The sequence below is a fragment of the Methylobacterium longum genome (assembly GCF_022179385.1).
GTDB classification, from domain to species: Bacteria; Pseudomonadota; Alphaproteobacteria; order Rhizobiales; family Beijerinckiaceae; genus Methylobacterium; species Methylobacterium longum.
In genome coordinates this window covers 1-26,569 of record NZ_BPQS01000007.1, presented here as the reverse complement: position 1 = coordinate 26,569, position 26,569 = coordinate 1, and the positions used below count along the sequence as shown (strand labels likewise).

Below are 26,569 nucleotides of genomic sequence, written 5' to 3'. Positions count from 1 at the left end.
GGTTAAGCCAGCGTTAGTCCGGCTGCCGCAGGATCCCGCCGGAAGTGGCGCTGTGCGTCGCGGCGGTGCCGCGCGCCGGGATCGGATCGGCGGGGGATGGAATCGGTGGGCGGGCGACCCCGAATCGGTCGAGGATTCGGCGCGCGGCTGCTGCGCGCGTCGCTGCCCCTGCTCGCCCTCGTGGCCGGTCCCCTGGCCGGGATCGATCCGGTTCTCGCCGCGAAGTTGATCGGCGCCAAAGGCAGCGAATCCGGGAGCGGTCCGGGCGGCTACGGCCGGATCGTGCTCACCTTCGACAAGCCGGTCCCGGTCAAGGCCAAGCTCGCCGGCGGCGTGCTGCTCCTCGGCTACGGAGAGCGCATTGCGGCCGGCCCCGAGCGCCTCGCCGAGGAGATGCCGGTCTACGTGTCCAGCGTCCGGCGCGACCCGGACGGGTCGGGCCTGCGTGTCGGCCTGCAGCGGCCCTACCGGATCAATCTCCAGGCGGCGGGCGAGCGGGTGTTCGTCGACCTGCTGCCGGAGAGCTGGTCCGGCTTGCCGCCGCCCCTCCCACCGGAGGTGGTGGCGGAACTCGTCCGCCGGGCCCAGGTCGCCGAGGAAGCCCTCAAGGCGCGCATCCCCGAGCCGGTGCGCAAGCCCCTGTCCCTCGAGATTGCGCGGCTCCCGACCCTGACGCGCCTGTCGCTGCGCCTGCCGACGGAAGCGGTCACCTCGGTGACGGCCGAAGGACCGGCGACGCGCCTGCGGGTGGTCGGTTCCTGGACCATCGATTCGGGCGAGACCCGCGGCCGGCCGCGCCCCGGCATCGCGAAACTGGCGACCGACACGGACGCGACTTCGGCCAGCCTGCTCGTCACCCCCGAGGACGGGTTCACGATCGGCACCGACCGCGAGGACGACGCCTTCATCCTGGACGTGGTCCGGCGCAAGCCGCCAGAGCCCGCCAAGACCGCCGTCGAGGTGCCGGGACCGGCCGCATCCGGTCCGGCCTCGGCGGCGCGCCCCGCGCCCACGCCGTCCGTGCGCGCGGCCACGCCGGCCTTGCCGGCTGCGCCGGAGCGCCCGGCCGACGCGGCGCCGACGCGCCAGGCCGGATCCGGTCTCGTCTTTCCGTTCCGCGCCCTGCCGCCGGCCGCCCTGTTCGAGCGCGGCGGCATCGCCACGATGGCCTTCGAGACCGCCGAGCCCGTGAAGGTACCGGAGGGACGCCAGGGTCTGATCCCGGTGGGACCGCCGGAGCGGAAGGGGCCGCTCACGATCCTGCGCTTCTCGGTGCCGCAGGGCCGTCTCGTCGATCTCAACGCGGTCACCACGGGGAGCGGGCCGGCCTGGGAACTCTCGGCCGGCGACGCCCTGAGCCCGAGCGACTCCGTCGATCCCGTGCGCAAGCCCGACCCGTCCGGCCGGATCGCCGTCTCCCTCGCCCTGCCGCACCCGGGAACGACGACGTGGCTCGACCTCGACGGCGAGCGCGTCGCGGTGGTCACTTCGGCTGCGCTGAAGCCCGTCGGCAATCCGAAGAGCCGCCGCTTCGTGGATTTCGAGATCCTGCCCAGCCGGCACGGCCTCGCGGTTCTGGCCGGCGCCGACGACCTGGAGGTGCGGCCCGAACTTGACGCCGTGACGATCGGCCGAGCGGGCGGCCTCGCGGCTTCCGGCACCGGACGGAAGCCCGACCCAGTGCTCGCCGAGGTGGGGACGCTCGCGATCACCCGCGAGAGCTGGGACCGGGCGCGGACCGGGAACGTGCGCGAGACCCTGCGCGGCCTCACCACCGCGGCGGCCGCGGCGGCACCCTCCGAGCGCGGCCCGGCGCGCCTCGCGCTGGCTCGGGCCTATCTCGCCAACGGGCTCGACCCCGAAGGCCTGGCGGCGTTGGAGACGGCGGCGGCCGACGACCCGCTGCTCGCCGCACAGCGCGATACCGCGATCCTGCGGGGCCTCGCGCTGGTGCGTCTCGGACGGAACGCCGACGCCCTGAAGGTGCTGTCGGTGCCGCAACTCGCCGACGATGCCGAGGCGGCCCTGTGGCGCGCCATGGCCTCGGCCGCCACCGCCGATTGGAAGGCGGCGGAGACCTGCTTCCTGAAGGTCCTGCCGCTGGCCCAGAGCTATCCAGCCGATCTCGCGCAAGGCATCCGCGCCGCCGCGGCGGAATCGGCGATCGAGACGGGGGACGCCGAGACGGCCGCCGCCCGGGCGGAGCCGGAGCGCGACCTGCAGCCCTGGATCCGCGACCGGCTGGCCCTGACCCGCGCCCGCGTCGCCGAGGCGACCGGCCAGACCGCGGCGGCGCTCGATTCCTACGCCCGCCTGCAGGACGCCGGCGTGCTGCCGGTCGCGGCCGAAGCGGGCCTGCGCGGGGCGCTCCTCGCCCGGGCCTCCGGCAAGCTCACCGTGGACGCGGCCGTCGAGCGCCTGGAGCGCCTCGCCCTGACCTGGCACGGCGGCCCGATCGAGGACGCCATCACCGCCGGCCTCGCGCGCCTCTACCTCGGCGCCAACCGCTGGCGCGACGCCTTCACGGCGGTGCGCCGGGCGAATACGTTCGCGCCGATGGCCGCCTCCTCGGAGGCGCTGACGCGCGAGGCGCAGGCGGCCTTCGAGGATCTGTATCTCACCGAGAAGGGGGACGCGCTTCCGGGCATCCAGGCCGTGGCGCTGTTCTTCGATTTCCGCGAGCTGAGCCCGATCGGCCGGCGCGGCGACGAGGTGGTGCGCCGGTTGGCCGATCGTCTCGTGGGCCTCGACCTTCTCGACTCCGCCGCCGACCTCCTCCAGTACCAGATCGACCACCGCCTCACCGGCCCGGCCCGCTCCGCCGTCGCGGCTCGCCTCGCCACGGTGCGGCTGATGGACGACAAGCCGATGCGGGCGCTGCAGGTGCTCGACGCCACCAACCTGCCGGAGCTTCCCGGCGAGTTGAAGCGCGCCCGCGGACTGATCCGCGCCCGGGCGCTGTCGGACCTCACCCGCACCGACCTCGCCCTGGAAACGCTGGAGGGCGAAAGCGGTCCCGACGTCGAGCGCCTGCGCGCCGACGTCTACTGGGGCGCCCGCCGCTGGCGCGAGGCCGGGGAGTCGCACGAGGCGCTGCTCGGCGATGCGTGGCGGTCGGGCCAGCCCCTGGACGAGCAGTCGCGGGCCGACGCGATCCGCGCCGCGATCGCCTATGACCTCTCCGGCGAGACGATCGGACTGGAGCGGCTCAAGGCGAAGTTCTCGGAGACCATGGCGGTGAGTCCGGACGCGCGCACCTTCGCGCTGCTGACGGGCGCCAACCCCACCCGGGCGCCGGGCTTCCGCGCCATCGCGGCCCGCGCCAGCAAAGCCGACACGTTGTCGGCGTTCCTGGCCGAGTACCGCAAGCGCTACCCCGACGCCGCAACGCCCGACCGGGGCCGTCCGGAAGCCCCGGCGGGCGCGCAGGGGGCACCCGGCAGCGCGCAGCAGAGCAGCGCCGCCACCGCGGAGTCGCCGCCAGGGTGACCTCCGCCCGCGTGGTCGACCCCGACATCGTCCTGAAGGTCGACGGCGTCCCTGTGGGGACTCCGGTGCGAGACGGCGAGGCTTGGCGGCGGGCCCACGAGGCGCCGCGCCCCGGCTGACGGCAGGATCGCGCGGGTGGTGACCGTCCGGGGCCGGCAGGGGGCCAATCCCGCCGGATCGCCCGGCCGGTTCAGGCCGACGCGGCCCTGCCCCGGGGCGCAGCGCCGCGCGCCCTTCATCGCCCTCGCGCGGGTCCGGATCCGCAGGCCGCCGCCCGTCGCGCCGGAACGCAACCGCCCGCGCGCCCGACCGACGCGTCCCGCGGCTCTACTGCGTGAGACGGGCCACGGCGAGCGCCTGATCGAACATCGCGTTGAGCGCGGCCGTGATGTCGCTCGGGCTGTTGGCCGTGTAGAAGAAGCCCGGTGACGCGCAGCTCTTGAGCGGCGTTGCCAGGGTCGGGCTGAACCCGTTCACGCGGTTGTTCTCCCAGGCGATCCCCCCGCCGTAATCCGTGAAGCTGATGGTGTTGTAGGGGATGTAGAGGACCGAGATCGTCGCGCCCGCGGTCTTCAGCGCCGTGCAGAGCGACGGGTCGATCTGCGAAGGCTGCGAGCCGTCCCAGTTGCCGGCGCCGTAGCCCGTGAAGCTCGAAGGGTTGCCAGGATAGTAGTACTTGCCGTTCTGGTTGATGGCGAAGTGCTGGTTGTTCTGCATGCCGTCGGTGACCAGGAACACGAAGGGCCGCCGCAACAGAGCACTGGAGCCGTCGCCGAAGCCGCCCGCCGCCGTAATGGTGGTCTTCATCTGGGGCAGCACGACCTCGAAATGCGTGCCGCCCGCGCCCGTGCCCGTGCTCGGGTCGTTGGTGGTGTAGAGCTGGGTCGTCCCGGTATCGAGGAGGCTCGTCAGGGCGAGCGGCCACGATTGGGAGCACTGGACCTTGCTGTTCAGCGTGGCGATGGAGCTGTTGATGTCGGCGAGCGTGCCCATCTGGTTGATGAACGGGTACAATCCGACCCGGTACTGGTTCGTCATCGACGGCGTGGACGCCCGGGAGATGAGGGAACAGACCGCGTTGTTCAGCGCGTCCGACCGCAGCTGGATCTTGCCGGCAGCGAGGTTCCAGCCGGTATAGCCCGGGAAGTGGCAGGCGAACTGGCAGCCCTGCTTGTAGTCCGACCACATGTCCTTGTTGCTGGACGCGAGCTGCGCCATGCCGCCGCTCGTGGCGGGCAGGCCCATGGAGCCGGACACGTCGAGCAGGAGGTAGAAGTCGAGATAGCTGGGCAGGTCGGCCGAGGCCGTCACCGTATTGCCGATCGTCGTGGTCGGCGTCCGGAAGATCTGGCCGAAATTGTTCTTGATCGTGGCCGTGTAGGTGACCGACGACGTGATGGTCTGGCCGGTGCGGCTGATCTGCGGCACCTGCAGCTGCACCTGCGCGAACGGCACCTTGCCGGCGTTGACCGTAAAGGCGTTGGTCGCCTGGGCGGAGCCGGCCGCGAAGGCGTTGGCGGTGAGGTTGCTCTGGATCGGGTTCGCCGCGAAGTAGGCCTTGGCGGAGACGACGCCCGCGATGGCGGCCGCGTCCGCGGCGGCGTCGAGCTTCGCCTTGTCGGTGATCGCGACGCCGTAATCGACGCCGTAGCCGATCAGTCCGACCATCGGCACGAGGCTGAACGCGAACAGGATCGACACGTTGCCCGACCGCGCCCTGCGCAGCCCCGCCGCTCTGTCCCGCAGGCGACGGACCGGGTTCAGTAACCGGGGCATTTCACGGCGATCCCATCGTTGCCCGTCGTGTCAAAATTGACGAGGGCGGCGTAGCGCGGCTGCACGTACATCGAGCGGGCGATGCGCACCGCCGGTATGAACCGTGCGCCGAAGCTCGGCTGGAAGTTGAAGACCACGTCGACCGCGATGAGCGAGCCCGGCCCGAAGACGGAGCGCGGCAGCGTGGTGCGGGAGGGCGGGGCGGTGTTGTCCGCCGGGAGCTGGGCCGGCGTGCAGGGCCGGTAGTTGCCCCCGCTCGTCCCCGTGCTCGTCCAGACGACGTTCGCCGCGTAGCAGTTGCTGAGGTCGGTGGTCCCGGTGCAGTTCGAGGCGGTCTGCGTGAAGGCGACCGACGCGAAGGTGATCGTGATGTCCTGCCACCATTGGAGGCCCTGACGGGGGGCGTCCTTCATGAGGTACGGGAACAGGACGAGGGTCGAGTCGAAGCTGAAATGCAGATCGGCGGCGTTGACGGTGGCGACCGTCGTATTCTGGGGCGGCTGGGCCTGCGAGAGCATCTGGCTGATCGACTGGGCGAGCAGCTCCACCTTGCGGGTGGCGTTGATGTAGGTGACGAGCTGCGTCCCGGCGATCATGAGGATCAGCAGCACCGGGAAGATCAGCGCGAACTCGACCGCCGACACCGCCCGGGTGTCCGTCCCGAAGCGCCGCGCCGCCGATCGTACCGCCGGGCCCATCAGAACAGCTCGTTGCGGAAGGCCGCCGTCGAGACGGCGAGGTAGGCCGGCGAGCCGTTGAAGGTGCCGCTCCCGCCGAGCACCGTCGCGAAGGCCGTGGGCAGGAACGTGATCGGGTAGACCACCAGCAGGTACTGAGAGGCGCCGCGCGGGCCGAGGGTGTACTGGCCCGACCCCGGCGTCAGAGGCGGCATCAGCAATCCGCTGACGTCCGGCTTGACGTAGCTGTAATAGCCGCTCGGCGAGGTTCCGGTGGGCACCGTGTAGAGGTTGATCACGACGTTGCCGCACTTCACCATCGACGGCAGGTAGCCGCACAGGGCCGCCCGGAAACCGGCCTGGTCCATGGACTTGGCCTGCGCCGCGCCGGTCATGATCTGCCGCGACGCGCGGGTCGTCGCGTAGTCGATGGATTGGTTGACGAACAGGATCATGGCGACCGTCATGACGAACAGGATCGTCAGGATCAGCAGTCCGGCGACGAGGGCGAACTCGACGGCCGCGGCACCTCTTCGATCGCGTAGAAATCGGCACACTGAGAGCATGCGGAATGGTCGCATGAGAGTGCTAAACGTCCCTTAAAGCAGACGCGAGCACTCCCTATGGCATCGCTGAATCGTTATCCGCCGTAGCTTTGAACAAGCGAGCCCGCCACCAGGGTCCAGCCGTCGACCAACACGAAGAAGATCAACTTGAACGGGAGTGAGACTGAGGCCGGCGGGACCATCATCATGCCGATGGCCATCAGAACCGAGGCGACCACGAGGTCGATGATCAGGAACGGGATGAACAGCAGGAAGCCGATCTCGAAGGCGCGGCGCAGCTCCGAGATCATGAAGGCCGGGGTGACGATCTCGAGCCCGATCTCGTCCGGACCCTTCGGCACCGGCACCTTCGCGAGGTCGAGGAACAGCTTGAGGTCCTTCTCGCGGACGTTGCGCAGCATGAAGGTCTTGAACGGCGCCGAGGCCCGCTCGAAGGCCTGCGCCTGCGTGATCCGCCCGGCGATCAGGGGCTCGATCCCGGCGCTGTAGGCGGCCCGGCCGGTGGGGGCCATCACGAAGGCGGTCAGGAACAGCGCGAGGCTGACGATCACCGCCGTCGGGGGCGCCGTCTGGGTGCCCAGCGCCGAGCGCAGGAGCGAGAGCACGACGACGATGCGGGTGAAGGCCGTGGTCATCACCAGCACCGAGGGTGCCACCGCCAGCACGGTGATCAGCGCGACGAGCTGGAGCGCGCGCTCGGTGGTGCCGCCGGCCCCGAGGTCGAGGGTGACGCTCTGGGCGAGGGCCGGACCGGCGGCGAGCAGCGCGCCAGCCAGCAGGGCGGGCCCGAGGATGCGGGGGGAGCGCTTCCGCACCCTGGGCTTCGGACGGATCGGCACGGCGCGCATCGTGATCACGGACGGTCGCAGGTCGGGGCCGCGGGGCGCACGCTGGCCCGCCGCGCCTCGAGGTTCTGCCAGACGAGGAGGGCCGGCAGGCCGAGGACGACGTCGGGCACGCGGCGGGCCAGGGAGAGGGCGATGGCGGTGCCGGCGTCGATGCCGAACAGGCCGCAGACCAGCACGAGGCCGCCCTCCTGCACGCCGAGCCCGCTCGGCACCAGGAAGGCGGCGGCCTTGATGGCCTGGCTGAGCGCCTCGATCACGAGGATGTCCGACAGGCCGACGGTGTCGACCCCGATGCAGGTGAGGACGACGAAGACCTCGGCCGTGCCCAGGATCCAGGCCAGGGCGTGAAGAACGAAGGACTGGGCGAGATGCCCCCGGCGCCCCGGCGCCCAGACCGCATCCAGGGCGCCCTGGATGCGCTGGCCCGGCTCCGGACGCGTCTCCGTCTCGCGCACGAAGCGACGGCCGAGGGCGGTGAGACGCTCCTCGACCACCCGCACGATCCCCGTGCGCTGGAGCGCGAAGAAGGCCGCGAGCGCCAGGCCGGCTGCCGCGAGCGTCCGCAGCGTCCAGCTCGCGAGTTCGGCCGCCGCGGCCCCTTCGACGTGGCTGAGGAGGGTGGCCCCAAGACCGGCGAACAGGGCGAGCGTCCCGACCTGGAACAGCAGGTCGGCGAGTACGGAGGCCGCCGCCAGGGACCCGGCGACGCCCCAGAAAGTCAGGAGACGTGCCCCGAGGACGTCGCCGCCCACCGAGGCGACCGGCAGCAGGACATTGATGCCCTCGCGCACGAAGCGGAGGATCAGGCAGGCCGAAGACGGCGCGGGCGAGAGTCCGTCCAGGATGCGCGCCCAGGCGATGCCGCAGACGATCACCACGAGGGCGCGCACCAGCGTGACGCCCACGAAGCCCGCCATCCCGATTCGTCCGAACGCCGCCGCCACCGCCCCGAGATCGTTGGTCGCCACGAGCCAGGTCGCCAGGCCGAGCCCGAGCAGCGTGCCGAGCAGGGGCAGGCGGCGCACGACCGCGCGGGACGCCCGGCGCGTCCAGGATGCGCGGTCGCCGCTCACGGGCGGGGTGTGCGGGTTGCGCGACGGAGGGTGGGCAAGCGCGGGCGCTCCAGGTTCGAGCCGGTCAACGGCCCGGCGGCGATTCGTCAGGCGGTACCGCCGCTAGAGCGGTAATGGGGCCGAATTCGGGGACGGATTTGCGCGGGCGTGCCGGCGGGAGCACGGGGTCGAGTATGGCGGCGAGGGCCGCCTGGGGATCCGCTTCGGGATCGAGGAGAAGGACCCGGCCGGCCGCGAGGCTCGCGCCGGTGGCGACCGCCACCGCCCGCTTCGGGCAGGGGCCGAGGCACCCGGTTTCGACGATGCGGAGCTTCCTCCGGGGCCCGCCTCCCGCAGCCTCGGCGGCCCGCTTCCCGGCCTTCTTCAGGAGGGCGCGGACGGACCGGGCCGGGAGGCCCTGCCGCTTGGCGCATTTGGAGCACACGACCACGATCTCGGTGAGTTTCGTCTTGGCCGACTTCGCGGCCCCACCCGTGGCCCGGCCCCCGGCCGGACCGCTGGTCGAGCTCCTGGCCGGACCGGCCTCCGCGCCGCTCGCTGAACGTGGGTCTGTCATCATCCGGAGACTGTAGGCCGCGATACCCGGGCCGGGCTACGTCGCCCGTCGCCGCGGCGCGGCTGGGGGGATCGGCGCCATAAAAAGGGCCTAAAAGAACGGGATCCCGGTACCGCGCACGGGTCGCCCTAAGGCCGGCGCCGCGGCAGCGGGACCGGCGCAGATCCAGGAACAATGAGCGGATGAACTTCGACGACGTCAAGGACGACACGCGCGAAGCTGAACTCGTGACGTTCACCGCATCGCCGATGACCGAGCTGCGGCGCAGCGCGGAGACGATCCGGCCGATCCCGGAGAAGCGTACCGCCCGGGCGCTGGTCGCCTCGGTGCGCGCGCGCCTGGACTGGACGCAGCTGCCGGGCCTGCGTCCCCGCCAGGAGGATACGTCGAGCTACGGCTCGCGGCTCATCCGGCGCGTCAGCCTGTTCGTGCTGCTGCCGACGCTCGTGGTCGGCCTGTACCTGTTCGCCTTCGCGTCCAACCAGTACGTGGCCGAGGCTCAGTTCGCCGTCCGCGGCAACGTCGAGCCGATGGAGAACATCTCGCTCGGCCAGTTCACCAACCTGATCCAGAAGCACAACAGCCAGGACAGCTTCATCGTCCGCGACTACATCAGCAGTCAGACGATGGTCGAGGCGCTGGAGAAGAGCGTCGGCCTATCGAAGATGTTCTCGCGGAGCGAGGCCGATTTCTGGACGCGCTTCAACCCGAACGACCCGATCGAGGATCTCACCAAGTACTGGCGCAAGCACGTCGACGCGCATATCGACTCGATCTCGGGCGTGATCCGCCTGTCGATCCGCGCCTTCACCCCCGAGGACGCCCTCACCATCGCCCGCGAGGTGGTGACGCGCGCCGAGGCGCTGATCAACGACATCTCGAAGCGCGCGCAGGCCGACATGGTCACCCAGGCCGAGTCCGACGCGACCGTCGCCCAGGAGCGCCTGCGCAAGGCCCACCTCGCGCTGCAGACCTTCCGCAACCAGTGGGGCGTGATCGACCCGATCAAGACGGCGGAGGGGACGATGACGACCCTGATGCTGCTCCGGAAGGACAAGCTGAAGGCCGAGAACGACCTGCAGGTCCTTCGCGGCTCGACCCTCGACGATCGCTCGCGCTCCATCCAGGTCCTCGTCTCCAACCTGGCGGCCATCGAGCAGCAGATGAAGGCGCTCCAGGCCGAGCTGACCAGCGCCAGCACGGCGGGCGGCCAGAACCTGACCGAGGCCCTGGTCCAGTACGAGGGTCTGATGGTCGAGCGGACCATCGCCGAGAAGCTGGAGGAATCGGCCCACATGCTGCTCGACCGCGCCCGCGTCTCGGCCACCAAGCAGCACATCTTCCTGGCGACCTTCGTGCCGCCGGTTCTGCCCACCGACAGCCTCTATCCCGAGCGGTGGCACACCCTCATCGTGTCGTTCTTCTGCTTCCTGGTGATCTGGAGTTCCTCGGCCCTCCTGATCGCGGGTGTCCGCGACCAGAGAATGTAGGCCTCCAGGCGGGATCTGGATCCCGCGCGGCGCGGTCTGTAGAGGAAGGCGGCCCGGCTCTCCGGGCGGCCCGGTGAAAGAGCGAAGTCTAACCGTCCATGTCGGATTTCTCCGATCTCGTCGCGAAGGCGATCCAGCCGTCGATGACCCGGGAGGAGCGCGAGGCGGTCTACTCCGTCGTGCGGCAGGCCGTGCTCCGCTTGCAGGAGCGCGAGGCACTGCCCCCCGAGGACCCGCGGGTGACGCTCCAGCGCCACCTCGTCGAGGAGACGATCCGCGACATCGAGGGGGACGTCGCCCGCTTCCAGTCGCTCCGCAAGCTCGAAGAGGCCTTCGCGGCGCAGAACGCCGACGCCAAGGCCGCGCAGGGCCGGAAGCGGTAGGGCGCCGGTCAGGCGTCTGAACGGGGGCGCGGAGCCGGGCCCGGCGGCACCGTCACGATCCACCGCCCGACACCGGGAAGACTCCGGACGGCTGTCCGATCCGCCTCAGGCGGGGCCGCGAAGGAGCGCTCCGGGGACCGCGCGGTCGGCGGGAGCCCGCCTTCGAGGCGCGCCGACGCGGTCGCCGCGACCCGAGGCAGGGGCCGCGGAACGCGCTCGTGGCGCGCTGCAGCCCGATCCGGCAGGGCATCACGGCCTCGTCCCGGCTCCGCCGTCCGAACCGATGCGCCCGTGCGGCGTATGCCTACCCGCAGGCCGCGCTCGCGCGGATGCTGCCGGGTTCGGCCACGTCGAGGCCCGCCGAGACGTACTCGTTGAGCTTGTTGCGCAGGGTCCGGATCGAGATCCCGAGGATCTTGGCCGCGTGGGTGCGATTGCCGAGGCAATGGTCCAGCGTGTCGAGGATCAGGTCGCACTCGACCTGCGCCACCGTCCGCCCCACCAGGCCCCGCGTCGCCGCCTCCGCAACCTGTGCGGCGCGCGCCGCCGGCCCCTCGGCCGCGAAGGCCTCGCCCTCCGGCGAGAGGATCGCGTCGGAGCCGATCGCCTCGCCCGAGGCCAGCAGCACCGCCCGGTGCAGGGTGTTCTCCAGCTCGCGGACGTTGCCGCGCCAGGGGTTCTTCAACACCAGGGCCCGGGCCTCCGCGGAGAGGGGGCGGACCGGCACGCCGTTCACGGCGGCGTATTTGCGGGCGAAATGGTGGGCGAGCTCGAGGATGTCGGCCGGGCGCTCGCGGAGCGGCGGCAGCTTCAGGGACACGACGTTCAGCCGGTAGAACAGGTCCTCGCGGAACGTGCCCTTGCGGACCTCCTCCACGAGGTTGCGGTTCGAGGTGGCCAGCACGCGGATGTCGACCCGCACGGGCGCCGTGCCGCCGACCCGGTCGATCACCCGCTCCTGCAACGCCCGCAGCAGCTTCGACTGCAGGCGCACGTCCATCTCCGAGATCTCGTCCAGCAGCAGCGTGCCGCCGTTGGCCTCCTCGAAGCGGCCGATGCGCCGGGCGACGGCGCCGGTGAACGCCCCCTTCTCGTGGCCGAACAGCTCGGATTCGAGCAGGGCCTCGGGGATCGCCGCGCAGTTGACCGACACGAAGGGCTTGCCCGCCCGGTTGGACTTCTGGTGGACGTGGCGGGCCAGCACCTCCTTGCCGGTGCCGCTTTCGCCGGTGATCAGCACGGAGGCCTCGGACCGGGCGACCTGCTCGGCGAGCTTGACCACCCGCTCCATCGACGGGTCCCGCCAGACGAAGGCGGCGCGGTCGGTGGTGACCGCCTCCAGCACCGCGGCGATCATCTCGGGATCGGGCGGGAGCGGGATGTACTCCTTCGCGCCGGCCCGGATCGCCGCAACGGCGGCCTCCGCGTCCGCCGAGACCCCGCAGGCGACCACCGGCGTGCGGATCCGCTCCGCCTCCAGCGCGGTGACCAGGTCGCGGATCGGCAGCGAGACGTCGATCATGATCAGGTCGGCGCCCCGGGCGCGCAGGACGTTGAGGCCCTGCGGCACGGCATCGGCCTGCGTCACGGTGGCCCCGCGCTGCATGGCGATCTTCGAGGCGGTGATCAGCTCGCCGTTGAGCCGCCCGATCATCAGGAGCCGCATGGTTCGTCCCTTTCAAAGCGCGTGGCGCGGACGGCCGTCACCGGCGCCGCAGCCGAAACCTCAGTCACCCTTGACGATCTCGGTCATCGTCACCCCGAGCCGGTCCTCCACGAGGACCACCTCGCCGCGGGCGACGAGCCGGTTGTTGACGAACACGTCGATCGCCTCGCCCACCTTCCGGTCGAGTTCGAGCACCGCGCCGGGGGCCAGCCGCAGCAGGTCGCCGATCGGCATCCGGGCGGAGCCGAGCACCGCCGAGACCATCACGGGCACGTCGAAGAGCTGCTCCAGGTCGGACGCGGATTTCGGGGTCGTGGGCGCATCGCGGATCGACTCGCCCACGTAGTCCGGGTCGTGCTCGCCGAGCTGAGGCAGGCTGAAATCGTCGGACATCCGGGTTCCTTCAGAATCTCGGGGTCAGGCCGAGGGCGTCGAGGACGGACGCCTCGATGCGGGCGCGCTCCCGCACGATGCCGCCGTCCGCCCATTCGATGCGGGCGTCGCCCGCCGCCATGTCGGGGTCGCCCAGGACCACGAGGCGGCCCTCGTAGCCGCGCTCGCGCGCGAGGCGCTTCACCAGGGCTTCGGCCTCCTCGACGAGGCCGTCATGCACGCGCACCACGAGGTGGGGCACCCCGCGCAGGTGCTGGAGCGCGGTGCGCGCCGCCTCGCCGATGCCCGCGAGGGGGGCGGCGTCCAGCGCATCGCCCGCCACCTTGCGGGCGATCAGCATGGCCACCTCGACGGCCTGGGCCTCACGCTCGGTGTCGCGGGCGTCGGCCTGGGCGATGAGGCCCGCGGCGGCGAGGGCGAGGCGGGTCATAGCGTCGGCGAGGCGACCCTGCGCCTGCGCCTCGGCCTGAGCGCGCCCCTCCTGCAGGCCGCGGGCATGCGCCTCCGCCTCGGTGCGGGCGGCGGCCTCGGCGGCGCGCTGCGCCTCGGGGCTCGGGCGGGCGCTGCGGAAATCGGTCTCGAACAGGAACGGCTTCGCGCTCCGGGAGGCTTGGGCGCTCAATAGACCAACTCCTCCTCGGCGCTATTTTTGGCGATCATGATCTCGCCCTTCTCGGCGAGGTCCTTGGCGATCTCGGTCATCTTGGCCTGCGCCTCGTCGACTTCCTTGAGCCGGACCGGCCCGAGGGCGGCCATCTCGTCCGTGAGATTCTTGGCCGCGCGGGTCGACATCTGCTTCATGAAGAAGGCCCGGGTCGTCTCGTTGCCGCCCTTCAGGGCGCGGCAGAGCGTGTCGTTGTCGACCGAGCGCATCAGCGTCTGGACGCTGCCCGAATCGAGCTTCAGCAGGTCCTCGAAGGTGAACATCAGCTCGCGGATGCGCTTGGCCGAGCCGCGGTTGGCCTGATCGAGGGCGGCGAGGAACCGGCCTTCCGTCTGCCGGTCGAAGGCGTTGAACACGTCGGCCATCATCTCGTGGGCGTCGCGGCGCTGGGTCTGCGCGATGGTCGATACGAACTCGACCCGCAGGGTCTCCTCGATGTGGCGCAGCGCCTCCTTCTGCACGGTCTCCATGCGCAGCATCCGGTTGAGGCAGTCGATGGCGAAGTCCTCGGGCAGGATGGTCAGCACCTTGGCGGCGTAGTCGGCCCGCACCCGCGAGAGCACCACCGCCACGGTCTGCGGGTACTCGTTGCGCAGGAACGAGGCGAGGATCTCGGGGTCCACCTGGGCGATCGAGGCCCAGACGCGCTTTCCGGACGCGCCCTTGATCTCCGCCATGATCAGCGAGACCTGATCGCTGGGGAAGATCTTCAGGAGTAGCGCCTCGGTCCGCTCGAAATTCGACGAGATGCCGCCACTGTTGCCGAGCTTCGTCACGAACTCGATGATCAGCCGCTCGACGGTCGCGGCCTCCAGCGTGCCGAGCTGGACCATCGCGTGGCTGACCTTCTTGATCTCCTCCTCTTCCAGCATCTGCCAGATCGGCGCGCCTTCCTCCTCGCCGAGCATCAGGAGGAGCGCGGCCGCGCGCTGGGGACCGGGCATCGACGCGAACGAATCGCCGCCCGCCGTCGCGAGGCTGTTCGCAAGACCTGCCGTCATACCCGCCGCCATACCGCCCGCCATCGTGCTGCCCTCGACTCCCGACGCGTCACTCTTCCTGGATCCAGGTGCGCAGCACCTCGACGGTCTCGGACGGGCTCGCCCGGACCATGTCGACCACGCGCTGGACCGTCTCGGCCTGGACCTGACCGTTGATCTTGGCGAACTCCATCAGCCGCGCGGTCGGGCTGTCCCGGTCGATCACCGTGACGGTGGCGCCGGGACCCGCGATCACGGACGCCTCGCCGGCGATCCCCATCCCGGGGCCGGCGAGCGACGGCGGCGACGGCACGGGCGCCAGCACCTGGCGCACCAGCGGCCGCACCACGGTGAGGAGGACGATCAGGGTCAGGAGCGCCAGCACGCCGAGCTCGGCCACGCGCAGTACGTCCTCCTTGGTGGGGGCGAGGAGCGACTGCATCAGCGACGGCTCGGTGAATTGCGGCACGCTCGGCGCTTCCGCGAAGCGCAGGTTCACCACCTCGATCTGGTCGCCGCGCGCCTTGTCGAAACCGACGGCGCTGCGCACGAGCGCGGTGATCCGCTCGATCTCGGCTGGGGCGCGGGGGCTGTAGGTCTGCTTGCCGTCGGGCGCGACGGCGTAGACGCCGTCGACCACCACCGCCACCGAGAGGCGCTTGATCCGCCCGCCCTCGGCGACCTCGGTCTTGGTGACGCGGGAGATCTCGTAGTTCGTCGTCTCCTCGTTCTTGTTGGTCGCGTCCTTCGGTGCGGGGGCCTTGTCGCCGCCATTGGCGCCCGGCAGCTCGTTGCCGACGCTCACCTGTCCGTCGGCGTTGGCGGTCAGCGCCGATTCGGTGCGGGTCTGCGCGGAGCGGACCACCCGGCTCTCGGGATCGAAGGTCTCGGACCGGCTCTCGATTCGGTTGAGGTCGAGCTCCGCGTTGACCTGCACCCGGGCGCGACCCGGTCCCACGATCCCGGCGACCACGTCCTCGATCTGGCCGCGCAGGCGACGCTCCAGGGTGATCTGCCGGTCCTCGAAGCCGCTGGCGGCGTCCGCCTCGGCGCCCTTCGCGCCGTCGGCGAGCAGTCGGCCGCGCTCATCGACGATGGAGACGCGGTCGGGCTTCAGGCCCTCGACCGCGGAGGCCGCGAGGTGGCGGATCGCCCGCACTTGGCCGGCGTCGAGGTCGCCCATCAGCTTCAGGACGATGGCGGCGCTCGGGGTCTCCCGGTCGCGCTCGAACAGGCGGCGCTCGGGCAGGACGAGGTGGACGCGCGCCGCCTGGACCCGGCCGATCGCCCGGATCGAGCGGGCGAGTTCCCCCTCGAGGGCGCGCAGGTGGTTCACGTTCTGCACGAAGTTGGTGGACGAGAACGCGTCGCCCTTGTCGAAGATCTCGTAGCCGACCCCGCCCTGCACCGGCAGGCCCTTGCCGGCGAGGTCCATGCGCAGCTTCGCGAGGTCGGGGCGTGGGGCCATGATGGTCTGGCCCGCCTCGCCCTTGGTCTCGTAGCGGATGCCGCGGGCGTCGAGTTCGCGGACCACCGCGGCCGAGTCCTGCATCGACAGGTCGGAGAACAGCACGCCCATGTCGGGGCGCGAAACCCGCAGGATGATGAAGGCGAAGAAGCCGATGAGCGTCAGGGTCACCGCCGCCATGGCGGCGATGCGGGCCGGTCCGAGCTTCGTGACGAGATCGAGGACCGGCTTCACGGCGGGGTTCACTGCACTCTGAACGCGGGGCGAGGCTGTTCGGCCGGCTCGGCAGAAATTGCCCGGTCCATGGTTAGCGGGGCGTTAATGCCGGGCCTCGACGGGGCGCTGGAACGCGTAAAGCCGCGCCCGGGGTACGGACGCGGCTTCGAGAGCACCGGGAATGGTCGTCGAACCGCATCCGCGGCGTCCGGATCGGGCGCTCGCGACGGCGGCCACACCGTCGTCGCGTGACCGCGCAGCGGAGTCCCCGATGACGTCGCGCGTCTCAAGGGCTCAGCATCAGTGCCGGTAGTGCTGGATCCGGGTGGTCCGCAGACCGGCCAGCCCGTGCTGGTCGATGGAGAACTGCCAGCTCAGGAATTCCTCGGTGGTCAGCGTGTAGCGCTTGCAGGCCTCCTCCAGGCTGAGGAGGCCGCCGCGCACGGCCGCCACGACCTCGGCCTTGCGGCGGATCACCCACCGGCGGGTGCTGGGCGGCGGCAGGTCCGCGATCGTAAGGGGGCTGCCGTCGGGCCCGATCACGTACTTCACTCTCGGGCGGCTCGGTTCGGTCATGATACGCTCTACACTCGACTGACCTGTCGAGCATTGAATGTACTTGCGCCCGCTTAAGAGATGTTGAAGCGAGTCACTCGGATGTGATTCGTTAAGTGCCACTTGTGGACAACCCGATGGTCTGCACGCTGGACAGGGGCACTTTCTGGGAGCCCACCATCAGGACGGGGGTCGTCCCGCTGAGATCGACCTCGTCCACCGTACCGGTCAGGCTCGTATCGACGGCGACGCTTGCGCCGGTGGCATCCGTGGCCGCGACCTTGATCGTGTAGTTGCCATCCGCCGAGGTCATCCCGGCCGAGGTCTTGCCGTTCCACGTGTAGGCCTGGCTTCCGGCGGTGAGCGATGTGGCCTGCGTCGCCACGACGTTGTTCTTCGAGTCCAGGATCGTGATCACGGCCTTCGAGGCGGCGCGGGACGGTGTCAGGTTCCAGGAGGCCGAGCCGTTCGACAGCTGGGAGGTGCTGCCGTCCGCCGTGATGGTCTTGCCGATGTAGCTGGTGGCCGAGGCCGAACTCGCAGCCTGCGATGCGCTGAGAATGCTGTCGAGGCGGTCGTTCGACTTGAGCTGCTGCTCGACGCCGGCGAACTGCACCAGCTGCTGCGTGAACTGGTTGGTGTCCATCGGGTCGAGGGGGTTCTGGTTCTTGAGCTGCGTGGTGAGCAGCGTCAGGAACTGCGTGAAGTTGCTGGCGATCTCGGTGGCGTTGCCGCTGCTGCCCGCCGATACGGCCGTCTTGGCCGTCGTGTTCGTGGTGCTGGATATGCCGGTCGTCACGCTGTTCTCTCCCGTGCCAGGTCAATCCGCGCGGCCCGCGCGTCGCATCGTTGTCGGCGCAGGCGGGCCGGAGGCCGGGGCCTGCGCGTCATGGCCTAGATCCGTATGTCCACGCCGCCGTAGCCGCGCAGCCAGCGCGTCGGGGCGACCTCCTGCGGCGCGTCGCCCTTGTCGCGGGTCCAGGCCGTCGCGCCTCCCCGCGGGGCGCCGTCCTGCTGTCCGCCGCCGCCGGCCTGAGCGCCGCCGTCGCCCCGCAGCGACAGGTTCAGGCCCCCGCCCGACGGATCGAGGCCGGCCTGCGACAGGGCCTGCTGCAACTGGCCGGCGTCGCGCTGGAGCAGCGCCAGGGTTTCCGGCCGGTCGACCACCAGATGGGTCATCACCGTGCCGTGCGCCTTGTCGATCGCGAGCTTGACGTCGATGCGCCCGAGCTCGACCGGGTCGAGCCGGATCTGGAACTCGCTCGATCCCCCCAGGGAGCGCAGGCCGATGGTCATCGGCACCTGACCGAGGGGGATCGGGGGATCGACTCGGGCCGGCGCGGCGGCCGGGGGGGACGCCGGCTGGGCGGCTCCGGACGCGCCGACGGGCGCCGCCTGTGCGGCGGCCGGCTGCGGGGCGCCGGGGACCGGGGACGGTGCGAGCTGCGGCGGAGCCGCGCCAGCCCCCTGGCCGGCATCGGCGAGGGCGGCGAGAAAATCTCCGCCGGTCGCGGCCCCCGTCATGGCGGCCGCGGCTTCGCCGGGTCCGGCCGGCGCGCCCTCGACGGCGGTGGAATCCTTGCCGGCTTTGCCCGGGGTGACCGGCGGCGCGGGCGCCGTCGCACCGGCGGCGGGTCCGGCGGCTGGGCCCGCGGCGGCGGACAGAGACTTGCGGCCCGCGGGCGAAGCATCCGCGGCCGGATGGCCGGGCGCCGCGGAGGGCGACGCGCCCGCGCCGGCCTTCGCGGGTTCGATCGTCCCGCCGCCCCCGGCCGCGCCCGCCGCGGTGAGGCCCGGGGCCGCGTCCGCCGCCTCCGGCGCGCGGACCGGGCCGCCTTCGGCCAGACTCGCCAGGAGGGCGAGCAGCGCCGCGGTCGGGTCGACGGGCGCCGGCTGTGCCGCCTGTGGCGGGGCGGCTTCAGCCTGCCGGGTCTGCGATTCCGCGTCGGCCTGTCCTGTCTCGGCAGCCGCCGCGTCCGGCGCGGCATCCAACGCGGCGTCGGTCGCCGCGGAGGGCTGCGGAGCGCTGCGCTCCGCCTCGGCGGGGCGCGTCGCGGGTGCCGCGGCCTTCCGGTCGGCCGGCGCAGCGGTGGGGGCCGGCGGGGCCTCCGCCTGGGCGGAGTCCGGGAGCCGGCTCGGCGCGCGCGGCGTCGGCTTGGCGAGGCTCGAGCGCCTGTCCGCAGCCCGGATGTCGGCCTGCGCGGCCGAGTCCCGCGCCCGCTCCGCCGCCGTGCGCCCCGCGCCGGCCTGATCGCGCTGATCGGCCTCACGAGCCCGCGCCGCCGCGGTGTCGTCGCGGCGGGTCGCCGCGTGGGACCGCGCCGCCGCGGCGTCGTCCTGCGACCGGGCGGCGCTCAGGGCTTGGCCGAAGCGATCCTGCGGCGTGTCGACGGACCGGGCCGCGACGCCCGCCGCATCCCAGCCCGAACGCGCGGCGGGTGCGCTCCGCGCGGGCGGAATCCACGCGGTGATATCCAATCGATCCGCCGACCCGCTCGCCATACAGGACTCCTCTGGCCCGCCTCGGAGCAAGCCGCGCGCCAGTCCGGTCCGAGGATAAGGCGTTGATCGAACTGGATTTTCGCGAAGAGGGCGCGATGCCGGTACGGTCGAAGCTGCCGCGCGCCCGGCAGGATCTGCCGGGTTGCCGCAGCCGAGGCGAGCCACCGCCCTGGAAAGCCGGGCGGAGTCCCGCTATAGACGCACCGTGCAGCCGGGAAGCTTCCGGGCCGGCGGCTGCGGACCCACGTGATGAACGCCCTCGATCTCCCCAAAGCCCCCCACGAGACGCGCGTCGTCGTCGCCATGTCGGGCGGCGTCGATTCCTCCGTGGTGGCGGGCCTGCTGAAGCGGCAGGGCTTCGACGTGGTCGGCGTCACGCTGCAGCTCTACGACCATGGCGCCGCGACCCACCGCAAGGGCGCGTGCTGCGCCGGCCAGGACATCAACGACGCGCGGGCGGCGGCCGAGCATCTCGGCATCCCGCACTACGTCCTCGACTACGAGGACCGGTTCCGCGACGCGGTCATCGAGAAGTTCGCCGAGAGCTACCTCGCGGGCGAGACGCCGATCCCCTGCGTCGAGTGCAATCGCACGGTGAAGTTCCGCGACCTCCTGGGCCTCGCCCGCGACCTGAACGCCGACGCGCTGGCCACCGGGCACTACGTGGCGAGCCGCGCCCTGCCGGGCGGCGGCCGGGCGCTCCACCGCGCCCTCGATCCCGCCCGGGACCAGAGCTACTTCCTCTACGCCACCACGGCCGAGCAGCTGGATTTCCTGCGCTTCCCCCTCGGCGAGATGGCGAAGACCGAGACCCGCGCGCTGGCGAAGGAACTCGGCCTGTCGCTGGCCGAGAAGCCGGACAGCCAGGACATCTGCTTCGTGCCGCAGGGCCGCTACAGCGACGTGATCGCCCGGCTGCGCCCCGACGCGGCGCGGCCCGGCGAGATCGTCGACCTCGCGGGCCACGTGCTGGGCCGGCACGAGGGCATCGTGCACTACACGGTCGGTCAGCGCCGCGGCCTCGGATTGTCGGGGGCGGAGCCGCTCTACGTGGTGCGGCTGGAGCCGGACTCGGCCCGCGTGGTCGTCGGCCCGCGCGCCGCGCTGGCCACGACCCGCATCCGCCTCTCGGACCTGAACTGGCTGGGCGAGGGCCCGGTCGAAGCCGTGCGCGACCTGCCCGTGGCGGTTCGCGTGCGCTCGACCCGGCCGCCGCGCCCGGCGACGCTGACGGTCGGGCCGGACGGCGCGGCCGAGATCGTGCTTGCCGAGCCCGAGGACGGGGTGTCGCCCGGCCAGGCCTGCGCGATCTACGCGGATGACGGCCCCCGGGCCCGGGTCCTGGGCGGCGGCACCATAAGGCGTGTCGACGCGTTGTCGGCCCGGCCCCGCGAGGCCGCCTGATCTCAACCTCTGGAATCTTCGAACGATGCTGAGCGAGCCGCAGATGGCCGGGCCGAGCACGGCCCTGATGCGCAAGGCCTATGCCCGCTGGGCCCCCGTCTACGACGTGGTCTACGACAAGCTCACCGAGCCCGCGGCCCGCGCGGCCGTCGAGGCGGCGGCCGAGCACGGGCCGCGGATCCTGGAGGCCGGCGTCGGCACCGGGCTGGCGCTGGGCTACTACCCGAAGGCGAGCTTCGTCTGCGGGGTCGACCTCTCCGAGGACATGCTCAAGCGCGCCCGCGCCAAGGTCCGGCGGCGGAACCTGTCCCACGTGAAGGGCCTCCAGGTGATGGATGTCTGCCACCTGGGCTACGCGGATGCGAGCTTCGACGCCGTGGTGGCGCAGTTCCTGATCACCCTGGTGCCCGATCCCGAGGCCGCCATGTCGGAGTTCCTGCGGGTGGTCCGGCCGGGCGGCGGCATCGTGCTGGCCAACCATTTCGGCCAGAGCGACGGGCCGGTCGCGCGGGTCGAGGAGATCGTGGCGCCGCTCTGCACCAAGATCGGCTGGTCGTCGGACTTCAAGGCGACGCGGATCGAGGCCTGGGCCCGGCGCAACGGCGTCGAGGTGGTGGGACTGAAGCCGACCTTCCCGGGCGGGTTCTTCAAGATCCTGCGGATGCGCAAGCCCGGGTGAGCGCGACCGCGCCCATCGCCGAGGGGCGCTGGAAGCGGCTGCGGCGCTGGCTGCCGATGGTCCTGCTGCTCACCGTGTCGGCCATCGTCCTCGTCTCCGGTGCCGCCCAGCTCCTCAGCCTCGACCGCCTGCTCGCGTCGCGGGACTGGCTGCGCGGCTTCGTCGAGGGCGGCTACTGGCGGGCGCTGGTCTCGGCCTATTGCCTGTATGTCGGGGCCGTCGTCGTCTCGGTGCCGGCCACGCTGATCCTGACCATGATCTGCGGCTTCCTGTTCGGGATCGTGCCGGGGGCCCTCACCGCGGTCTGCGCCGCCACCACCGGCGCGGCGATCGTGTTCACCATCGGCCGCGGGCCGGGCGCCGACCTGCTCCGCCGGGCGGGCGGAACACGCCTCGCCGGCCTGGCGGAGGGCTTCCGGCGGGACGCCTTCGGCTACATCGCGTTCCTGCGGCTCCTGCCCCTGTTCCCGTTCTGGATGACCAACCTCGCCCCCGCCGCCTTCGGGGTGAAGCTGCGGGTCTTCGTGCTGGCGACCTTCCTGGGGCTCCTGCCGGGGGCCGTCGTGTACGCCACCACGGGCGCGGGGATCGAGGACGTCGTCGCCGCCCATGAGACCGCCAAGGCCGCCTGCCTGGCAGCGGGGGAGGGGGGCTGTGACACTGCGCTGACCCTGCGGACGCTCGTCACGCCCAGGATGGTGGCGGGCCTGGGGATGCTGGCCGTCTTCGCCCTGGTCAGCCTGCTGCTCGGCCGACGCGCCAAGCACCGATGATATTCATAATTCAAGCGCGACGCGATTTTTCCGTGTCGTAGGGAACATCCGGCTGCCTCCGGGTAAATATCGTATAGTGCCCGCCGCCGAGTGCCTGTATTCCCGCTAGCGAAACTGTGGCTTGCGAACATGTCTCCCGCGACGGCCGGACCCGGCTCGAGCATCGTCAACCCTCGTCCCGCCGATTCACATCCGCGATGCCCGCGCGGAGCGTGACCGGCATGACCGTTGAACTCGATCCGACCGCTGCGCCGGCGGTTGCCCCGACCCGCGAGCTGTCCGAGCGGCGCGCGACGCGCCTCGGCCTGTCCGGCCGGCTGTTCCTCGTCACCGTCGCCTTCGTGGTGGTGGCCGAGGTGCTGACCTACGTGCCGGCGGTGGCCAACTACCGGATCGAGTGGATGTCCGACCGTCTGGCCGCCGCGCAGGTGGCGGCCCTCGTCCTCGACGGGCGGACGGGCGAGCCGGTCTCGGAAGCCCTGGAGAGCCGCCTGCTGGCGGGCGTCAACGCCCGGGCCATCGCGGTCCGCGGCGGCGGCGCCCAGCGGCTGCTCGCGATCGAGCCCATGCCGGAGATGGTCGCCGACACCGTCGACCTGCGCGAGGTCTCGGCCCTGTCGGCGATCCGCGGCGCGTGGCGCACCCTCGTGGCTCCGGTGCGGGAACCGATCCGCGTGGTCGGCGAGGGGGGCATCGGCTTCGACCGCGTCGAGATCCTGCTCGACGAGGCGCCCCTGCGCACGGCGATGATCGACTACGCGCTGCGGCTGCTGGTCTCGTCGCTGATCATCGCGGCCTCGGCGGCGGGACTCGTCTTCGTCGTGCTGCAGGTGCTCATCGTCCGCCCGGTCCGGCGGCTCGCCACCAGCATCACGGCCTTCTCGGACGATCCGGAGGATGCCGGGCGGATCATCGCACCGTCCCGCCGCAGCGACGAGATCGGTCAGGCGGAGCGGGCGCTCGGGCGGATGCAGCGCAGCCTCGCCGATCAACTCCGGCAGAAGCGGCGGCTCGCCGAACTGGGCCTGGCGGTGAGCAAGATCAGCCACGAACTGCGCAACCTGCTCACCGGCGCGCAACTCCTCGGCGATCGCCTGGAGGGCACCGCAGATCCGACGGTGCAGCGCGTCGCCCCGCGCCTCGTCGGGACGCTGGCGCGGGCGATCCGCTTCTGCGAGGCGACCCTCGCCTACGGGCGCGCCTCCGAGCGGGCGCCGCATCTGGCCAGGACGCCCCTGGCGCCGATCTTCGCGGAACTCCCGGACCTCGCCGCGCTGGCGGCCAGCCCGGTGGCCGTGCAGGTCTCGGCGGCCGACCTCTGCGTCCAGGCCGACCCCGAGCAGTTCGGCCGGGCGCTCGCCAACCTCGTCCGCAACGCCGTGCAGGCCCTGGACGGGGCCCAGGTGGCGGAGGCCGCCGTACGGGTCGCAGCCAGCCGCGACGAGCCGGGCCGGATCACCATCCTGGTGGCCGACAACGGCCCCGGCCTGCCGGCCCGCGCCCGGGAGAACCTGTTCGCGCCGTTCCAGGGCTCCATGCGCTCCGGAGGAACCGGGCTCGGCCTGCCGATCGCCGCCGAGCTGATCGGGATCAACGGTGGCACCCTCAGCCTCGATGCCTGTGAAACCGGGGCACGGTTCCGGATCGTGCTGCCGGAGGGCTGAGGCACCCGCGAGGACGGGTGCGGAGGGGGAGGCGGGTGAGCGCCTACTCGGCCGCAGCCCGCACCGGCTCGGCGACCCGGATGCCGAGATCGGCCAGGAGGGCCGCGTCGTCGTCCTGGCCGTTATTGGCGGTGGTGAGCAGCCGCTCGCCGTAGAAGATCGAATTGGCGCCCGCGAGGAAGCACAGCACCTGAGCCTCGCGGGTGAGGCCCTTGCGGCCGGCGCTGAGACGCACCCGCGCCCGCGGCATCACGATCCGCGCGGTGGCGCACATGCGCACGAGATCGAACGGGTCGACCGCCGGCTGGTCCTCCAGCGGCGTGCCCGGCACCGCGACCAGGGCATTGATCGGCACGCTCTCGGGATGGGGTGCGTGGTTGGCGAGCACCTGGAGCATCGCGGCGCGGTCGGTGACGCCCTCGCCCATGCCGACGATGCCGCCGCAGCACACGCCGATCCCGGCTTCCCGAACGTTCTCGAGGGTCTGCAGCCGCTCGTCGTACGTCCGGGTCGAGATGATGTCGTTGTAGAAATCCGGTCCGGTATCGAGGTTGTGGTTGTAGGAAGTCAGCCCGGCCTCGGCCAGGCGGCCGGCCTGCGAGGGCGTGAGCATGCCGAGGGTCACGCAGGCCTCCATGCCGAGGCCGCGCACGCCGCGCACCATGGCGAGGACCGCGTCGAATTCCGGGCCGTCCTTGGGCTGGCGCCACGCGGCACCCATGCAGAAGCGATGGGCGCCCGCAGCCTTGGCGGCGGCGGCCTCGGCCAGCACCGTCTCCACCGGCATCAGCCGCTCGCGGGCGACGCCCGCGCCCTTGTGGTGGGCCGATTGCGGGCAGTAGGCGCAATCCTCCGGGCAGCCGCCGGTCTTGATCGAGAGCAGCGACGCCCGCTGGATGTCGGCCGGATCGTTGTGCCGGCGATGGAGCTGCGCGGCCCGGAACACGAGGTCCATCAGCGGCAGGTCGTGGAGCGCGCGGATCTCGGCCACGCTCCAGTCGTGGCGGATGTCGGTCGCGTGGGGGTCGACAGCTTGGTTCATGGTGCCCTTGAGTGGGATCGGCGCGGAAAAATCAAGCGGTGCGACGGGCATTGGGGCGGCGCCGGTGGCGCGGCCTTCCCGTGCCGGGGTCCGGATCGCATCCCGCGCGCGCTCCGTGCGCACCGGGAGGGGGATGGATCCCGGTCCGCGCCTGCACCGGGGCGCGGGCCGCGGAAGCGGGACCCGATCCGGAACCGGCACGCGCATCGCCCGGTCGGGGGCGCAGGATCGGCCCCGAAGGCGCTAGTCCGTCGGCTCGCCGGCCGAGACCTTGGCGGTCCAGTCGTCGAACGCGATGACCTTCTGGCGCTGCTCGCCGAGCCGCTCGATCCGCAGCACCATCTCGTCGCCGGCCTTCAGGTAGCGCGGCGGCTTCATGCCCAGGCCGACGCCGGGCGGGGTGCCGGTGGTGATCACGTCACCGGGCTCCAGCAGCATGAAGTGCGACGTGTACGCCACCAGCTGGGGCACGTCGAAGATCATCGTGGCGGTGGAGCCGGTCTGGCGGCGCTCGCCGTTCACGTCGAGGCTCATGGCGAGGTTCTTCAGGTCCGGGATCTCGTCCAGGGTCACCAGCCACGGGCCGAGGGGGCCGAAGGTCGGCGCGCTCTTGCCCTTGGTCCAGGTGGGACCGCGGTTCATCTGCCACTCGCGCTCGGAGACGTCGTTGCAGATGCAGGCGCCCGCCACGTAGCTCAGCGCCTCGTTGGCGTGGACGTAGCTGGCGCGCCGGCCGATCACCACGGCGAGCTCGACCTCCCAGTCGGTGCTGTGCGAACTCTTGGGGATGATCACCGTGTCGTTCGGCCCGCACAGGCTGGACGGCGCCTTGTTGAAGATGATCGGTTCCGCGGGGATCGGCGAGCCGGTCTCGGCGGCGTGGTCGGCGAAGTTCAGGCCGATGGCGACCACGTTGCGCGTGCCGCCCACGCAGGGTCCGAGCCGCACGTCCGGCGGCAGCTTCGGCAGGGTCTCGGGATCGAGGGCGCGCAGCCGCGCGAGCGACTCCGGCGCTAGGGCCGGGCCGGCGATGTCGCGCACGACCCCCGAGAGATCGCGCAATCCGCCCCCCGCGTCCACGAGGCCGGGCTTCTCGTCGCCGCTCGGGCCGTGCCGGAAGAGCTTCATCGCCGCGTCTCCTCATCGTTCCCTGTGCCGGTCCGTGCCGGCTGCGGGGACCATGGCCGGGCGCCGATCCCGGCGCAAGCGCGCGGCCGATGCCGGGGGGCCCACCGGGTGTCGCATTCGGGCAACATCATGGCGGAAAAGTGCAGGATAGCGGTCTTCCGGATCTATCATTCATGGCGGCGAATGTCTGCCCGGATTCAGTTTTCGACCGGCAATAGTTCAGCGCCACATGGATACGCGTGTCGATCCAACGTGCAGCATACGCCCTCGTCTTGGCGTCGTCTTCGTCCCCGCCATCGCGATCGCGATTGCGAATGCCCCCTCAAAGACGGCACCATCCGGCAAAAGGGGCCGCCCGAAACGGGGCGGGCACATCGAGACGGGTTGGGGGAACGAGATGGGCGGGACAATGCGCGCGGGGTTGCTCGCGGCCACGGCGGTGATCCTCGGTGCCGGGCAGGCTCACGCCGGCGCCTTTGGGATCCGGGAGCAGAGCACGCAGGCGCAGGGTCTGGCCTGGGCGGGGGCGGCTTCGGGTTCGGGTGGTGTGTCGTCGATGTTCTGGAACCCGGCGACG

Annotated in this window: 24 protein-coding genes; 8 read left to right on the top strand and 16 right to left on the bottom strand. The window is 71.7% G+C overall.

Annotation, left to right across the window (positions count from 1 at the left end; all coding sequences use genetic code 11):
* Positions 1 to 96: 96 nt before the first annotated feature.
* Together MFF58_RS08465 and MFF58_RS32250 are read left to right on the top strand one after the other, a co-directional pair.
* Complete coding sequence (locus tag MFF58_RS08465; RefSeq protein ID WP_238286620.1) at positions 97 to 3,489, top strand: tetratricopeptide repeat protein; 3,393 nt, start codon at positions 97 to 99, stop codon at positions 3,487 to 3,489.
* Positions 3,486 to 3,608, top strand: a complete 123-nt coding sequence (locus tag MFF58_RS32250; RefSeq protein WP_279603059.1) for a hypothetical protein — start codon at positions 3,486 to 3,488, stop codon at positions 3,606 to 3,608. Before MFF58_RS08465 ends, MFF58_RS32250 begins: the two co-directional genes overlap by 4 nt.
* Positions 3,609 to 3,816: 208 nt before the next feature.
* On the opposite strand, the gene MFF58_RS08460 is transcribed toward MFF58_RS32250, so the two are convergent.
* The 6 genes from MFF58_RS08460 to MFF58_RS08435 all read right to left on the bottom strand — a co-directional run bounded on the left by MFF58_RS08460 (position 3,817) and on the right by MFF58_RS08435 (position 8,985).
* Positions 3,817 to 5,265 (bottom strand): pilus assembly protein TadG-related protein, encoded by a 1,449-nt coding sequence (locus tag MFF58_RS08460; protein WP_238286619.1) that lies wholly within the window; start codon positions 5,263 to 5,265, stop codon positions 3,817 to 3,819.
* On the bottom strand, positions 5,250 to 5,963 hold the full coding sequence (locus MFF58_RS08455) for a TadE/TadG family type IV pilus assembly protein (RefSeq protein WP_238286617.1): 714 nt from the start codon (positions 5,961 to 5,963) through the stop codon (positions 5,250 to 5,252). Before MFF58_RS08455 ends, MFF58_RS08460 begins: the two co-directional genes overlap by 16 nt.
* Entirely contained in the window at positions 5,963 to 6,508 is a 546-nt protein-coding gene (locus MFF58_RS08450; protein ID WP_238286616.1) for a TadE/TadG family type IV pilus assembly protein, read from the bottom strand. The genes MFF58_RS08455 and MFF58_RS08450 overlap by 1 nt, the downstream gene beginning before the upstream one ends.
* 74 nt (positions 6,509 to 6,582) lie before the next feature.
* A complete protein-coding gene (gene fliP / locus MFF58_RS08445; RefSeq protein ID WP_238286861.1) occupies positions 6,583 to 7,356 on the bottom strand; it encodes a flagellar type III secretion system pore protein FliP in 774 nt (257 codons plus the stop codon).
* Positions 7,357 to 7,361: 5 nt separating this feature from the next.
* Positions 7,362 to 8,429: a flippase-like domain-containing protein gene (locus MFF58_RS08440; protein ID WP_238286615.1), complete on the bottom strand. Its 1,068-nt coding sequence runs from the start codon at positions 8,427 to 8,429 to the stop codon at positions 7,362 to 7,364.
* Between the two features lie 64 nt (positions 8,430 to 8,493).
* Positions 8,494 to 8,985, bottom strand: coding sequence for a hypothetical protein (locus MFF58_RS08435; RefSeq protein ID WP_238286614.1), 492 nt, complete (start codon positions 8,983 to 8,985; stop codon positions 8,494 to 8,496).
* A gap of 182 nt (positions 8,986 to 9,167) precedes the next feature.
* Here MFF58_RS08435 and MFF58_RS08430 point away from each other — a divergent pair, with 182 nt between their 5' ends.
* Positions 9,168 to 10,475 (top strand): KpsE/RkpR family capsule polysaccharide export protein, encoded by a 1,308-nt coding sequence (locus MFF58_RS08430; RefSeq protein ID WP_238286613.1) that lies wholly within the window; start codon positions 9,168 to 9,170, stop codon positions 10,473 to 10,475.
* 98 nt (positions 10,476 to 10,573) lie between these two features.
* Complete coding sequence (locus MFF58_RS08425) at positions 10,574 to 10,858, top strand: hypothetical protein (RefSeq protein ID WP_238286612.1); 285 nt, start codon at positions 10,574 to 10,576, stop codon at positions 10,856 to 10,858.
* Between the two features lie 304 nt (positions 10,859 to 11,162).
* Here the strand turns inward: MFF58_RS08425 and flbD are convergent, their stop codons facing one another.
* The 8 genes from flbD to MFF58_RS32245 all read right to left on the bottom strand — a co-directional run bounded on the left by flbD (position 11,163) and on the right by MFF58_RS32245 (position 19,302).
* Positions 11,163 to 12,524 (bottom strand): sigma-54-dependent transcriptional regulator FlbD, encoded by a 1,362-nt coding sequence (gene flbD, locus MFF58_RS08420; RefSeq protein ID WP_238286611.1) that lies wholly within the window; start codon positions 12,522 to 12,524, stop codon positions 11,163 to 11,165.
* A 60-nt stretch (positions 12,525 to 12,584) separates the two neighbouring features.
* The gene (gene fliN, locus MFF58_RS08415) at positions 12,585 to 12,917 is read right to left on the bottom strand and encodes a flagellar motor switch protein FliN (RefSeq protein WP_238286610.1); all 333 of its coding nucleotides are present in this window, start codon (positions 12,915 to 12,917) and stop codon (positions 12,585 to 12,587) included.
* A 10-nt stretch (positions 12,918 to 12,927) separates the two neighbouring features.
* Positions 12,928 to 13,539: a FliH/SctL family protein gene (locus tag MFF58_RS08410; protein WP_238286609.1), complete on the bottom strand. Its 612-nt coding sequence runs from the start codon at positions 13,537 to 13,539 to the stop codon at positions 12,928 to 12,930.
* Positions 13,536 to 14,594 (bottom strand): flagellar motor switch protein FliG, encoded by a 1,059-nt coding sequence (locus tag MFF58_RS08405; protein WP_373323308.1) that lies wholly within the window; start codon positions 14,592 to 14,594, stop codon positions 13,536 to 13,538. The genes MFF58_RS08410 and MFF58_RS08405 overlap by 4 nt, the downstream gene beginning before the upstream one ends.
* Before the next feature lie 37 nt (positions 14,595 to 14,631).
* A complete protein-coding gene (fliF, locus tag MFF58_RS08400; RefSeq protein ID WP_238286607.1) occupies positions 14,632 to 16,263 on the bottom strand; it encodes a flagellar basal-body MS-ring/collar protein FliF in 1,632 nt (543 codons plus the stop codon).
* 282 nt (positions 16,264 to 16,545) lie between these two features.
* On the bottom strand, positions 16,546 to 16,821 hold the full coding sequence (sciP, locus tag MFF58_RS08395) for a CtrA inhibitor SciP (protein WP_007569077.1): 276 nt from the start codon (positions 16,819 to 16,821) through the stop codon (positions 16,546 to 16,548).
* 91 nt (positions 16,822 to 16,912) lie between these two features.
* The gene (locus tag MFF58_RS08390; RefSeq protein WP_238286606.1) at positions 16,913 to 17,599 is read right to left on the bottom strand and encodes a flagellar hook assembly protein FlgD; all 687 of its coding nucleotides are present in this window, start codon (positions 17,597 to 17,599) and stop codon (positions 16,913 to 16,915) included.
* A 95-nt stretch (positions 17,600 to 17,694) separates the two neighbouring features.
* Entirely contained in the window at positions 17,695 to 19,302 is a 1,608-nt protein-coding gene (locus MFF58_RS32245) for a flagellar hook-length control protein FliK (RefSeq protein ID WP_283206429.1), read from the bottom strand.
* Positions 19,303 to 19,551: 249 nt separating this feature from the next.
* Between MFF58_RS32245 and mnmA the strand changes: the two genes are divergently transcribed.
* The 4 genes from mnmA to MFF58_RS08365 all read left to right on the top strand — a co-directional run bounded on the left by mnmA (position 19,552) and on the right by MFF58_RS08365 (position 23,822).
* Positions 19,552 to 20,706, top strand: coding sequence for a tRNA 2-thiouridine(34) synthase MnmA (gene mnmA / locus MFF58_RS08380; protein ID WP_238286604.1), 1,155 nt, complete (start codon positions 19,552 to 19,554; stop codon positions 20,704 to 20,706).
* A gap of 25 nt (positions 20,707 to 20,731) precedes the next feature.
* Positions 20,732 to 21,385: a class I SAM-dependent methyltransferase gene (locus MFF58_RS08375; protein WP_192706426.1), complete on the top strand. Its 654-nt coding sequence runs from the start codon at positions 20,732 to 20,734 to the stop codon at positions 21,383 to 21,385.
* Between the two features lie 56 nt (positions 21,386 to 21,441).
* A complete protein-coding gene (locus MFF58_RS08370; protein WP_238286860.1) occupies positions 21,442 to 22,158 on the top strand; it encodes a TVP38/TMEM64 family protein in 717 nt (238 codons plus the stop codon).
* A 197-nt stretch (positions 22,159 to 22,355) separates the two neighbouring features.
* A complete protein-coding gene (locus MFF58_RS08365; RefSeq protein ID WP_238286603.1) occupies positions 22,356 to 23,822 on the top strand; it encodes a sensor histidine kinase in 1,467 nt (488 codons plus the stop codon).
* Between the two features lie 43 nt (positions 23,823 to 23,865).
* On the opposite strand, the gene bioB is transcribed toward MFF58_RS08365, so the two are convergent.
* Complete coding sequence (gene bioB, locus MFF58_RS08360) at positions 23,866 to 24,864, bottom strand: biotin synthase BioB (RefSeq protein WP_238286601.1); 999 nt, start codon at positions 24,862 to 24,864, stop codon at positions 23,866 to 23,868.
* A gap of 243 nt (positions 24,865 to 25,107) precedes the next feature.
* A complete protein-coding gene (locus tag MFF58_RS08355) occupies positions 25,108 to 25,992 on the bottom strand; it encodes a fumarylacetoacetate hydrolase family protein (protein ID WP_238286600.1) in 885 nt (294 codons plus the stop codon).
* Positions 25,993 to 26,569 lie beyond the last annotated feature (577 nt).